This window comes from Thermococcus sp., from assembly GCF_027008145.1.
In the GTDB taxonomy this organism is placed as follows: domain Archaea; phylum Methanobacteriota_B; class Thermococci; order Thermococcales; family Thermococcaceae; genus Thermococcus.
The window spans coordinates 1-11,779 of record NZ_JALTCZ010000017.1 but is presented as its reverse complement, the minus strand read 5'-3'; the positions used below and the strand labels follow the sequence as shown (position 1 = coordinate 11,779).

Annotated in this window: 11 protein-coding genes and 1 tRNA gene; 9 read left to right on the top strand and 3 right to left on the bottom strand. The window is 54.6% G+C overall.

Going from position 1 to position 11,779, the window contains the following annotated elements; all coding sequences use genetic code 11:
• The 7 genes from MVD07_RS00710 to MVD07_RS00685 form a co-directional block, all read left to right on the top strand.
• A partial coding sequence (locus MVD07_RS00710) for an ABC transporter ATP-binding protein (RefSeq protein ID WP_297497255.1) occupies positions 1 to 653 on the top strand: 653 nt, incomplete at its 5' end.
• Positions 650 to 2,488, top strand: a complete 1,839-nt coding sequence (locus tag MVD07_RS00705; RefSeq protein ID WP_297497252.1) for a hypothetical protein — start codon at positions 650 to 652, stop codon at positions 2,486 to 2,488. The genes MVD07_RS00710 and MVD07_RS00705, both read left to right, overlap by 4 nt.
• Positions 2,481 to 3,704 (top strand): ABC transporter permease, encoded by a 1,224-nt coding sequence (locus MVD07_RS00700; RefSeq protein WP_297497250.1) that lies wholly within the window; start codon positions 2,481 to 2,483, stop codon positions 3,702 to 3,704. The genes MVD07_RS00705 and MVD07_RS00700 overlap by 8 nt, the downstream gene beginning before the upstream one ends.
• 43 nt (positions 3,705 to 3,747) lie before the next feature.
• Positions 3,748 to 4,944, top strand: a complete 1,197-nt coding sequence (gene gcvT / locus MVD07_RS00695; protein WP_297497258.1) for a glycine cleavage system aminomethyltransferase GcvT — start codon at positions 3,748 to 3,750, stop codon at positions 4,942 to 4,944.
• Between the two features lie 257 nt (positions 4,945 to 5,201).
• Entirely contained in the window at positions 5,202 to 5,621 is a 420-nt protein-coding gene (locus MVD07_RS10900) for a hypothetical protein (protein WP_366078420.1), read from the top strand.
• Entirely contained in the window at positions 5,621 to 6,055 is a 435-nt protein-coding gene (locus MVD07_RS10895) for a hypothetical protein (RefSeq protein WP_366078419.1), read from the top strand. The genes MVD07_RS10900 and MVD07_RS10895 overlap by 1 nt, the downstream gene beginning before the upstream one ends.
• Before the next feature lie 67 nt (positions 6,056 to 6,122).
• A complete protein-coding gene (locus tag MVD07_RS00685) occupies positions 6,123 to 6,980 on the top strand; it encodes a DMT family transporter (protein ID WP_297497247.1) in 858 nt (285 codons plus the stop codon).
• On the opposite strand, the gene MVD07_RS00680 is transcribed toward MVD07_RS00685, so the two are convergent.
• A tRNA-Pro gene (locus tag MVD07_RS00680) sits at positions 6,959 to 7,036 on the bottom strand. The genes MVD07_RS00685 and MVD07_RS00680 overlap by 22 nt on opposite strands.
• A gap of 69 nt (positions 7,037 to 7,105) precedes the next feature.
• Between MVD07_RS00680 and MVD07_RS00675 the strand changes: the two genes are divergently transcribed.
• On the top strand, positions 7,106 to 8,161 hold the full coding sequence (locus MVD07_RS00675) for a glycosyltransferase family 2 protein (protein ID WP_297497244.1): 1,056 nt from the start codon (positions 7,106 to 7,108) through the stop codon (positions 8,159 to 8,161).
• 77 nt (positions 8,162 to 8,238) lie between these two features.
• The gene (locus MVD07_RS00670) at positions 8,239 to 9,918 is read left to right on the top strand and encodes a DUF4910 domain-containing protein (RefSeq protein ID WP_297497242.1); all 1,680 of its coding nucleotides are present in this window, start codon (positions 8,239 to 8,241) and stop codon (positions 9,916 to 9,918) included.
• Here the strand turns inward: MVD07_RS00670 and MVD07_RS00665 are convergent.
• Both MVD07_RS00665 and MVD07_RS00660 read right to left on the bottom strand, forming a co-directional pair.
• Complete coding sequence (locus MVD07_RS00665; RefSeq protein WP_297497239.1) at positions 9,908 to 10,240, bottom strand: transcriptional regulator; 333 nt, start codon at positions 10,238 to 10,240, stop codon at positions 9,908 to 9,910. The genes MVD07_RS00670 and MVD07_RS00665 overlap by 11 nt on opposite strands.
• 120 nt (positions 10,241 to 10,360) lie before the next feature.
• The coding region (locus tag MVD07_RS00660; protein WP_297497236.1) for a TrkH family potassium uptake protein at positions 10,361 to 11,779 on the bottom strand (1,419 nt) is incomplete at its 5' end.

Below are 11,779 nucleotides of genomic sequence, written 5' to 3'. Positions count from 1 at the left end.
CTTACAGGATGGGTAGGGGTATAGCTGTCCATGCCCTCAGGGGAGCGAGCGTAGAGGTTTATGAAGGGGACTTCATAGCCATAATAGGTCCGAGCGGGAGTGGCAAGACGACTCTCCTCAACATGCTTGGCCTCCTCGACGTCCCGGATTCTGGGGAGGTTTTCATAGACGGCACCCCTATGGTTGGCCTTGACGATGATGAGTTGAGCGAAATGAGGCTGAGAAAGATAGGCTTCGTCTTCCAGCAATACAACCTCATTCCAATTCTCACTGCCCGTGAGAACGTTGAGATACCGATGATACTCGCGGGGGTTCCATCGAAGAAGAGGGTTAAGAGGGCGAGGGAACTCCTCAGGATGGTCGGCATCCCGGAGATGGAGGAACACAAGCCAACCGAGATGAGCGGGGGACAGCAGCAGAGAGTAGCGATAGCGAGGGCTCTAGCGAACGAACCGAGCATAGTGCTGGCGGACGAGCCCACCGGAAACCTCGACACCAAGGCATCGGAGGAGATAGTGAGCCTCATGAGAACCCTCAACAGGGAGAGGGGCACGACCTTCGTGGTGGTAACCCACGACATTGATGTCGCTAGAAAAACCGATAAGGTTTTGAGGATAAGGGATGGAAAGCTCTACGAGGTGAAAGAACTTTGAAACGGCTTGCATTCATCATGATAATCCTGCTCTTGGTTGCTTCCCCTGTCCGCGGCTCAACTCCCAGTGAGCCCCAGTACATGAGAACCTTTCAGGGTTATCTGGGACTCGGGGAGTCGGTAATTATCGGGAACTACACATTGACGGTCGTTAACTTCCTGTACAACCAAAACACCTGGCCGCCGCTGGTTCTCTTCGAGATAAGGGACAACAAGAACTTCAGAAAGGAGACGTTTTCCCTTTCCCCCGGCGAGAGCTACTCCTACGAGGATGTGAAGGTCTCGCTGATATACATAGAGAACCCTCTCTCGAACAATCCGAGGGCCCTTGTGGCAGTCTACTCAAAGCCAGCGACGGTCTTCTACGGTGTTGTCCATGAAAACACCACCTTCTCCTATGGTCCTCTCCAGCTCTCGGTGCTCGAAATCAAAAATGGAAGCGTGCTGATGCGCTACTACCGCAACGGGACTACCGATTACGCCTACTTTGGAACAGGGGCCCATGCTTGGTACAGTGCGGACATACTGATATACAACATCACCAACAACAGTGCCACGATGAAGATACTCGTGCCCAAGTACATAACCTACTCGATAGTTGAGGGCACCGTGGTCGTGATAAAGAACGTCAGCTTCTCGCCGGTTGAAGTCGGCGGACCCTTCCAGCTCAACATCACCGTGGAGAACATCGGGAACAGGGCGGCGAGATACGTGAAGGTCTATCTCTACTCGAAGCCTTACCTCCAGGGGCAGGAGAACGTCCAGATGGTTCCCCTCCCAACGGTCAACGTGCCAACCTTCCAAGAGGAGATGCCCTTCGCATCCTACCTCCAAGGACCGGTTCAGTACACCGGAATGCTCCAGCCTGGCCATGAGGAGACCCTCCACTTCAGACTCATAGCCTCGAAGGCAATAAAGCCTGATGTTTATCCACTCTATATCACCCTCGAGTACAGCGACGAAAACGGGGTCATCAAAAGCAGCGAGATCGAGATTGGAATACCTGTGAACGACTTGATGAGACCGAAGGTCATAATCGAGAACTTTACGACCGAGCCAAACCCGGTTGGGCCGGCATCAAACTTCACCGTTCTGCTCAGGGTCAAAAACACCGGCAACGCGCCGGCTTACCACGTCAGGGTTGAGCTCCTTCCAACGAAGCCAAAGACAGAGCAACAGACCTACACGCTATTCCCAACAGGGGAGACCAAAGAGCAGGCCAACATATATCCAATCAGGAAGCAGAGCGTCATCTACTTCGACGAGTTGCCCGTGAACGACACCGGCGAGGGAACTCTGGTCTTTGCCGTCAAGGACGTCTCTACGGGCGTTTATCCGCTCTACGCGGTGATAACCTACGAGGACGAGAACGGCGTCTCCTACAAGGAGGAAGCCACCTTTGGAGTGCAGGTCGAAGGGAGGCCGAGGCTGAAGGTCTACATCGGCAACATCTGGGTAAGCAACGGAAAGTACAACTTCGAGGTTGACGTTGCGAACGACGGGAAGGCTCCGGCCAGGGGGGTAACTGTGTCGGTGAGCTCCCCGGTTCTTAGCTTATTCCCCCTGGGAGAGCGCTATGTTGGTAGCGTCGAGCCAATGGACTACGACAGTGCGAATTTCGTGATCCTGAACTCAACGATCAGCGCGGGTCGTTATCCGGTTGTCGTTAAAGTCACCTACATGACGATAAACGGTAGCTTCACCAGCTTTAACCAGACCATAAGCCTCCAGCTACCCGCCAACATCTCGGCAAAGAGGAGACACGACTACTACTATGCCGCTGGGGCACTCATCGTCCTGCTGATAATCATTGCCTGGAGGTTAAGGCGTGGATAGAGAGATAGTGAAGATAGCTTTCAAGAACCTCCACCGGAGGAAGATAAGAACGTTCTTCACCATGCTCGGCATAATCATCGCGATAGCCTCGATCACAGCCCTCATCTCAATAGCGGAGGGGTTTCAGATATCGATAAGCAGAACCCTGCAGAGCACGAGCAATGTCATCATAGTTCTCCCGGGGATGGGGGCCTCTATATGGGCGATAGGAACGAACACTTTCAACGAGAGCGTTGTCGATGAGCTCAGAAAGATAAACCACGTCGAGGCCATAAACCCGGTTCTATTAAAGTTCACGGTAATGGACTACCGGGGATGGCAGATACCTGTCACCGTAATGGGGATAATACCGAGGGACGCCCAGAAGTTCTATGCCCTCACCGGCCCTCAACTTCAGAGGGGTCAGTTCATACCGCAGGGCTCGCGCTTCAAAGCTCTCCTCGGCTACTCTCTGGCCAACGGAAAAGTTCAGAAGGAAGGCGGCGGCTACCTGAACTGGGAAATACTCCCGGGCCAGACAATAAAAATATACGACGAGAACGGCAGGGCCTGGGAGTTCAAGGTCTCTGGGAACTTCCAAGAGAGCGGTGAAAGCGTCATAGGGGGCTTCATCGACACGAGCGTCTTCGTTCCCCTCGGGACGTTGCAGAGCATATACAACGAGCCAGGACAGATCAGCTTTGTCGAGCTCTGGGTAGATGACGTGTCATTTGTAAACCAGGTAAAGGAGCAGGTGCAGAGGATCCTTCCTACTGCCACCGTCATAACTGAGAGCCAGGGAATAGAGGTCGTCGTCCAGATAGAGACGATGCTCAACAACCTTCTGATCGGCATAGGAAGCATAGCCCTCTTCGTCGGTGCCCTCGGGGTCATAAACACGCTCCTTACATCGGTCATGGAGAGGACAAGGGAGATAGGGACATACAGGGCTCTCGGGGCGAAGAAGAAGTTCGTTCTTGAGATGATACTCCTAGAAGGCATGATGATGACCCTGATCGGGGGGGCTATCGGGTTCGGCTTCGGTGTTCTGATGGCCGATTTGGTAGTTGAAATTTTAAGGGCGAAAACCTCCGGTCTCCCGAGTCCCGTCGTTGACCTCAGGGTCGTTGCCATCGCCTTTGGTGTAACCCTGATAATAGGCCTTCTCGCGAGCGTCTATCCTGCCAAGAAGGCAGCCGAGCTGAAGCCGGCGGAGGCTATAAGGCACATAGAGTGAAAAGGGTTATAACGACCAGACAGAAGTTTTAACGGTGGTAGCCATGGTCAAGAGGGTTCACGTCTTCGACTGGCATAAGGAGAACGCGAAGAAGGTTGAGGAGTTCGCCGGATGGGAGATGCCCATCTGGTATTCGAGCATAAAGGAGGAGCACCTCGCGGTGAGGAACGGCGTTGGAATCTTCGACGTTTCGCACATGGGGGAGTTCATCTTCCGCGGTAAGGACGCATTGGAGTTCCTCCAGTACGTTACCACAAACGACATAAGCAGGCCCCCCGCGATAAGCGGAACCTACACCCTCGTCCTCAACGAGAGGGGTGCCGTTAAGGACGAGACCCTCGTCTTCAACCTTGGACACGACACCTACATGATGGTATGTGACAGCGACGCCTTCGAGAAGCTCGATGCGTGGTTCACCGCGATAAAACGAGGAATCGAGAAGTTTGGCAACCTCGACCTCGAGATGGAGAACAAGACCTACGACATGGTCATGTTCTCCATTCAGGGGCCTAAAGCTAGAGACCTCGCCAGAGACCTCTTCGGCATAGACATCAACGACCTCTGGTGGTTCCAGGCCAAGGAGGTTGAGCTCGATGGAATAAAGATGCTCCTCTCCAGGAGCGGCTACACTGGCGAGAACGGCTGGGAGGTCTACTTTGAGGACTCCAACCCTTACCACCCGGACGAGAGCAAGCGCGGGAAGCCGGAGAAGGCACTTCACGTCTGGGAGACGATCCTTAAGGCCGGCGAGAAGTACGGTATTAAGCCAGCAGGACTTGGTGCTCGCGATACGCTTCGCCTTGAGGCAGGCTACACGCTCTACGGCAACGAGACCAAAGAGAAACAGCTCCTCAGCACCGACATCGACGAGGTAACTCCTCTCCAAGCCAACCTTGACTTTGCCATCTTCTGGGACAAGGAGTTCATAGGGAAGGAAGCCCTGCTGAAGCAGAGGGAGCGCGGCCTGCCGAGTAAGATGATTCACTTCAAGATGGTCGACAAGGGAATCCCAAGGGAAGGCTACAAGGTCTACGCTGACGGCGAGCTCATAGGCGAGGTCACCAGCGGAACACTCTCGCCGCTCCTCGGCATAGGAATCGGCATAGCCTTCGTGAAGCCGGAGTACGCCAAGCCCGGCGTCGAGCTGGAGATAGAGATCAGGGGTAAGCCCAGAAAAGCGGTAACGGTCTCACCGCCCTTCTACGACCCCAAGAAGTACGGAGCCTTCAGGGAGAGGTGATCCCTTCCATCTTTCCTCTTCCGGTCTTTTTCTCACCCAAAGGCTTATAGGTAACGGAGGCATTACCTATGCTGTTCGACCCGAGACCGAAGAAGAGGATTGATGAGCTTTTTGACAGGAGAGAGGAGTTCAAAGCACCTGTCATCAACTAACGAACTCTAACACTCCTTCTTGGAATAAGGAGGGTTGGTGAAAGCTCCCTCCTAAGGGCAACCCTCAACGAGATTGAGAACGGCGTTTACATAGACACCAGAAAAATGTACTTCGATTCGGGTGGCTGGATAAAGGCAGATTCCCTGAGGAGGGAACTTGAGAGAGCCCTCAACTCCCTGCGCCGGGATTTTAGGGGCCTTCTCATCGAGGCTATGAAGAATGTTAGGGGCGTGAAAGTCAAGGGGGTTAAGCTCAGGTTCGAGAGATCCCTCCAAATTTCCGACGTCCTTGAGGCCCTGAATGACTTCGGCACGGTTATCAGGATAGACGAGGCCCAGTACCTCCGCTTCTATGGCTCTCGCAGGGGGAAGGAGTTCCTTACCCTTTTCGCGTACGCCTACGACAGCCTTGAGAACCTGAGGTTCATTCTGACGGGTTCAGAGATTGCCTCCTCCAAGACTTCCCCGGTCTCGATGAGTAAGAGAGCCCGCTCTACGGGAGGAGCTACGGGGAAGTGGGGCTGATGCCCTTTTCGAGGGAGTTATCCATCCAGTTCCTCACTCAAGGGTTCGCCGAAGCTGGAGTTGAAACCCCGAAGGAAGAGCTTGAGAGAGCCGTTGAAGTCCTTGATGGAATCCTTGGCTGGCTTGTGGACTTTGGGAGGGCTTATCTCAAGAAGGGAAGGCTTAAACCCGCGATTGAAAGCGTCTTAAAAAGGGCCGAAGGCTTCCTCATAGGAGAGCTTAAGGAACTTGAAAGGAGAAGCCCCCACTACGTCCTGATCCTTGAGGGCATAGCAAAAGGCTACAACCGCTGGGAGCCCCTCAGGGAGTACCTGGCTGTAAAGGGGCAGGAAGTCCCAAAGGCAAGGCTCGCGGCGCTCCTAGATAGGCCTAGAAAAGATGAGCTGGACAGTCAGAGAATCTGTGAACGGCAGGAGGAAGTACCGCATAGTTGACTCGGTTATTGAGCGAGTTCTGAAGGAGCGTGGATAAATTTTTATCCCCTCCGCTCCATCTCCAGCCATGCCCCGAAAGCACGCCGTCCTCTCGGTGCTCCTCTGGTCAACGGTTGCTTCCGCCTTCAAGCTCTCGCTACACTACATGAAACCCCTTCAGCTGCTCTTCTACGCTTCCCTGACTTCGCTCATCGTCTTTGGGGTTCTTTACTCCCGTGAGCTCTCTCTACGGAAGGAGAACCTCCGCTCGGCCTACCTCGGCCTTCTGATTTTCCTCTACTACACCGTCCTCTTCTCCGCCTACGAGGAGCTCCCGGCTCAGGAGGCCCAGGCCCTAAACTACACCTGGCCGCTGGTGCTCGTCCTGCTGTCGATTCCACTCCTAGGTAAGAGGCCCGGAATGAGGGTAGTTACCGGACTCTTCCTCGGCTTCTTTGGTGCCTTTATCGTGGTCACGAGGGGAAACCTGAGGGGGCTGGACTTCTCAAACCCGGCAGGAGTTGCCCTAGCCCTCGGGAGCGCGGTTATATGGGCCACATACTGGATAATGAACCTCAGGGATGAACGCTCACTCATCGAGAAGATGTTCTGGAACTTCCTCTTTGGATTCGCTTACATTTCAGCGGTTCTCGCACTCTTGGGCGGGTTCACCGTTCCTCCTATCGAGGGCCTCGCCGGAGCGGCCTACGTCGGCCTCTTCGAGATGGGCGTTACCTACCTCTTCTGGCATAGGGCGCTCGAGATTGACATGAAGTTTGCCTCGAATTTGGCCTACCTCGTGCCCTTCCTGAGCCTTTTCTTCATCTCGCTGGCCGTGGGAGAGAGAATAGAGCCGTCAACGGTCTTCGGGCTTTGCCTTATCGTGGGTGGAATCCTTCTGGGATTGCCCGGCAAAAGTTTCAATGGTGGGGCCGCCGAGATTTGAACTCGGGTCTCCGGCTCCCGAAGCCGGAAGGATAGACCAAGCTACCCCACGGCCCCACTGCCCGCTCATAAGGGATTCGCAGGACTTATAAAGTTTACGGAGTAGGAGAGCCGGCAGGTGGGAAGATGAAGGTAAGCGTCATAGTGCCGACTTACAACGAGCGCGAGAACTTACCCGAGCTCTTTGAGAGGATTTCAGAGGCGTTAAGGGACTACGATTACGAAATAGTCGTTGTCGACGACGACTCCCCCGACGAAACGTGGAAGCTGGCACAGGAACTCTCGGAGAAATACAACGTCAGGGTAATAAGGAGAACCGAGGAGAAGGGTCTCTCTTCAGCTGTAATAAGGGGCTTCAAAGAGGCCAGCGGAGACGTCTTCGTCGTCATGGACGCCGACCTGCAACATCCGCCGGAGGTCATCCCGAGCCTGCTGAAGGAGATAGAGAAAGGGGCCGACATAGCCGTAGCCAGCCGCTACGTTCCCGGAGGAAGAGTGAAGAACTGGTACTGGTACAGAAAGCTCGTCTCGAAGGGGGCGATAATGCTCGGCAGGCTGGCCCTGCCAAAGATAAGAAACGTTAGAGACCCGGTGAGCGGTTTCTTCGCCCTCAGGAGGGGGGTCGTTGAGAAGGCAGAGCTAAACCCTGTTGGCTTCAAGATACTCCTTGAGGTACTCATCAAGGGTAACTATAAGAGGGTCGTCGAGGTACCATTTACCTTTGGCCTCAGGAGAGCGGGGGAGAGCAAGCTCAGCGGAAGGACAATGTTCAACTACATCAGGCACCTCTACAGGCTGATGCGCTGGGAGGGAGAACTGGACAGGCTCCTCAAGTTCAGTCTGGTCGGACTCTCAGGGGTTCTCGTCAACGAGGGATTCCTCTGGGCCTTCGTTCACCTCAGCTGGGACAAGTACATCGCCAACATACCTGCCACCGAGCTGGCGATACTCAACAACTTCCTCTGGAACGACATCTGGACGTTCCGCGACCTCAGGAAAAGACCGCTCCTCCAGAGGCTGCTGAGCTTTCACGCGGCCGCACTTACCGGAGCGCTCTTCCAGTGGCTCGTTTATGCAATTCTAGTCTGGATTGGAATGCACTACCTCCTCGCGAATCTCGTGGGCATAGTGCTCTCCTTCGTGGTTCGCTTCATCTTCAACAGGCACGTTACTTGGGGCTGACCTCCTCCGACCTGAAGGGTGAGGTTTTCAGAAGGTAAGCATTTAAGTCCTTCCTCCCTTATTCTTCTGGTGATCTTATGAAGCGGTTCTTTGACCGGGCGAAGTTCCGGGCCGAAAGCGTCCTCTACTACGTTAGTGAGATAGGGAAGTTCCACAGAATACAGGGGTCGAGGGAGCTCGTCGATGCTGCCCTCCTCGTGAGGGACTTTGTTGATGAACTTGGAGTGGAGGTCGAGTTGCACAGAGGAAGATACGACGGCAGAAGCTGGCATCTAACCCTTCAGTCCCCCATAGCGTGGCGGCTTGGGGGTGGAAGCGCCCTGCTCGGGGAGAAGAAGCTGACAACTGAGGAGAGCCCACTCCTAGTGATGGCCCACTCCCCACCAGGGGAGGCTGAGGGTGATGTTCTACCAATCCTGAGGGATGAGGACTGGAAAATGGCCGAAGAAAAGGTTGTCCTCGTTGGAAAGGACTGGAGAGATGCCTACAGAAGGGCCAATGAGGAGGGGGCAAAGGGCTTCATAGCCTACAGGGAGAGCAGCAGAAAGGCATTCCCCTACATCGGGCTTTTCCTGACGAAGGATGACATGGAATGGGCGGAAATACCTGCCGTTGCCGTTCCGGAAGATGTCGCTCGGGAGCTAATTAGAAAAGCCCTGAACGGTGGGGTTAGGGCCAGAATAAACGTCGAGAGCGAGGTGAAAGATAGGGAAGACCTCCCAATGGTACTAGCCAAGGTCGGGGAGCCACCTTACGTCCTCTTCACAGCCCACATCTGCCACCCCAAGCCCGGAGCAAACGACAACGCTTCCGGAAGTGCGATGCTGATAGAGCTGGCGCGCGCCCTGAGCGAGGCACATAGGAGTTCATCCCGCTTCGGCTTCGCCTTTCTCTGGGTTCCAGAGTACCACGGGACGCAGGCGTTTATCGAGACCTTCGGTGTTGATGACTACTACACCTCAATAAACCTAGACATGGTCGCCGGAAGCCCCGACCGTTCCGGCTCCACACTTATGCTCGTTAGGACACCCCTCTCTAGGTTCTCTGTGGTTTCCGGCCTTCTTGAGGCTTACCTTGAGGCCTCGAACTCCCAGGGTTCGAGCTTCTCCGGGAGCCCGATGCCGGTGATGCCCTTCAGGGTCTACCACTATGAGATAGGAAGTGACCACGACGTCCTGAACTTTTTCGGCGTTCCAGCTGTGATGCCCATAACGTGGCCCGACCGCTTCTACCACTCCAGCGAGGATAGCGTTGAGAAGCTAAGCCTGGGAACCATTGGGATAATCGGAAGGGCGGTTCTAGCGACGGCACTGGCCCTAGCTGAAGGAGATGAGGAGGAGCTCAGGCGCTTCAGCCGTGCCTACTCCCTAAAGGTTCTAGGGGAGCTCTCGATGGAGCACGACACCGAGGAAGCGGAGAGGCTCGTCCTGAGGGGTCTCGCCAGAGACTCGGCCTATCTGGGAACAAACATGGGACACGAATTCAAAAGCGAACCCTGGCTGGAGTGGAAACTCAAGGGAGTGCTGAACGAGAGGCTCCTAAAGGCACGGAAAGCCGACTGGAGGACGTTCAAACAGCTAACTAAGGAAAGGAAGCTCTACACGCAACTCCACGAGTTGCTAATGCTCGGCGAAACCCTGGAGAGGGAGAGGGCGTTAAAGGCACTTGAGGAGGAATACAATGGGGTGGAGAAGGAGAAGCTTGAAAAGCTTATTGAGATCCTCGCGGGAACAGGGGTAGTCTCACTCAGTTCTTAGAGCCTCTGAACTCCTGCTCCAGCTCGTTTATCTTTTTCAGTATGCTGGCCTTTATGTGCTCCAGGAGCTCACCTGGGGAGACCGCACTGTAGGTGTAGCCGAGCCAGCCTTGCTGTACGAGCTCACGCCTGAGGATTCCTTTCCGATAGAGGCTCAGGACGTGCTCCCTGACCGAGCGCTCGCTTATACCCAGTTCGTTTACTATCTCGGTTACCCTCATGGGTCTTCTCTTTTCCAGCAGGAGACGGTATATCTTCAGCTCGGCCTTCTTGACACCCAGGGAGCGGAGGAGGGCCTCAAGCCTCTCGTAAACGTCACCCATACCTGTCACCCGGTTGTCTGTTCACACCTATGAAAATTAAATTGCATGGGTATTAATAAGCCTTTTCCTAACCTCCCCCAGCCTGAAGGACGAGGCTTGAATTTAAAAAGAGGTAAAAAATCACCACTTCCAGTAGCCCCTGGTGAAAAGGACGAGGGCCGTCACTATCTCAAGCCTACCCAGCCACATCAGGAAGAACATAAGGAGTCTGGTGGAAGGGGGAAAGATGAGGTAGTTGGCCATTGGACCAACGGCTCCAATGCCTGGCCCTATGTTCCCAAGAGTTGCCGCAACGGCGCTCATAGAGTCTGCGATGCTGAGCTGGGCCCCGTTGGTAGTCCCATTGAGCATGACGAAGAGCCACGCGAGCAGGAACACCAGTATGTAGAGGACGATAAAGGCCAAAACACCTCTTATAGAGCGCTCCTCAACGGGCTTTCCACCCAGTTTAACGGGCTTCACGACACCGGGATGAAAGGCCTGGAAAAGCTCCCTCCTAAGGGCTTTCAGCCCTATAATCCAGCGGATCACTTTAATTGAACCCGCCGTGGAACCACTGGAACCACCAATGAACATGGCGAAGAAGAGAACTGCCTGAGCCGGTAATGTCCATTGGGCAAAGTTCATAGTAGCGTAGCCGGTCGTAGTTACTATCGACGCCACCTGAAAGAGGGCCTGCCTGAGAGCCGTGAGTGGGGAGAACCCATATTGTCTCATAAGCATTGGGACAATGAGAAGGGAGACCGCAACGAGCACCAGAATGTAGGCCCGGAACTCCTCGTTTCTGAAAATCCTCAAGTCCCTCCTCAGGAGGTACCAGAAGAGGGCAAAATTAGCCCCGGCGAGCACCATGAAGATTATCACCACCCACTGAACCGCGGGAGAAAAAGCCTCTATAGAGGCAGCCAGGGGAGAAAAGCCGCCGGTACTCATCGTTGTGAAGGAGTGGACGAGCGCCATGTAGGGGGTCATCCTGGGTGCCATCCCGATGTAGTGGAGAACCATTAGCACGGCGGTTTCGAGAAATGTCAGTGCCAAGTAGATCGCCCAGAATATCCTGGCGGTCTGCCTTATGTGGGGAGTAAGTTTCTGGAACTGCGGTCCCGGAGCCTCAAGGCTCATGAGTTCGGCGCCACCGACGCTGAGCCTTGGAAGTATCGCTATTGCCAGAACAACTATCCCCATCCCACCGAGCCACTGAGTAAACTGGCGCCAGAAGAGCACGGGCTCAGGTAGCCCTGAAAAGTTGTTGAGGACGGTGGCCCCGGTGGTAGTAAAACCGCTCATACTCTCAAAGAGCGCGTTCACGGGATTCGCGAGGGAGGTCTTTCCGGAGAGAATGTATGGCAGGGCACCTATGGCCGCAACGGCCAGCCATGCAACCGAGACCAAGAAAAAAGCTTCTTTAATTCCTATCTCCGGGTTCCTGTCGAGCAGGCGGAGGAAGAGGCCAATAACCAAACTCAGAACAAACGGAATGAGGAAAGGACTGACTGGAGTTCCATCTTTCAACGCCAGCAGGAGGGGGAAGAGAAAGGC